General features: G+C 64.0%; 1 protein-coding gene. It reads right to left on the bottom strand.

Annotation, left to right across the window (positions count from 1 at the left end; all coding sequences use genetic code 11):
• Window positions 1-103: TetR family transcriptional regulator (locus ADK52_RS44435; protein ID WP_267887251.1), on the bottom strand; the 103-nt coding region annotated here is incomplete at its 3' end.
• Between the last annotated feature and the right edge of the window lie 200 nt (window positions 104-303).

The raw sequence follows: 303 nt of genomic DNA, 5'->3' as shown, positions 1-303 counted from the left end.
GCTTGTACACGGTCTGCTTGGACACCGCGGGCGTCGCGGCGATCTCGTCCATTCTGGTGCCCGGGTACCCCTTTCGTCGGAAAAGGTCGGGGGCCGCCCCCATGACCGCCTTGCGTTTGCGCGTCGAGCGGCCGCCCTCGGGTGCTTGCATGCCTGCCTCCTTGATACTACCTGCAGAGTACTGGTCTGCTCAGAACTCGTTTGGGTACTGGACGGTCAAGTACCATCACCTGGGGCCGCCCCGGGCGCCATCACCAACGGTGGGGGCCGGTAATGACCACCTCAGGACGAAAGTTCGGAACA

Source organism: Streptomyces sp. WM6372 (assembly GCF_001279655.1).
GTDB lineage: Bacteria > Actinomycetota > Actinomycetes > Streptomycetales > Streptomycetaceae > Streptomyces.
Note: the sequence above shows the minus strand (reverse complement) of the source record. Positions and strands in the feature narration are given on the sequence as shown.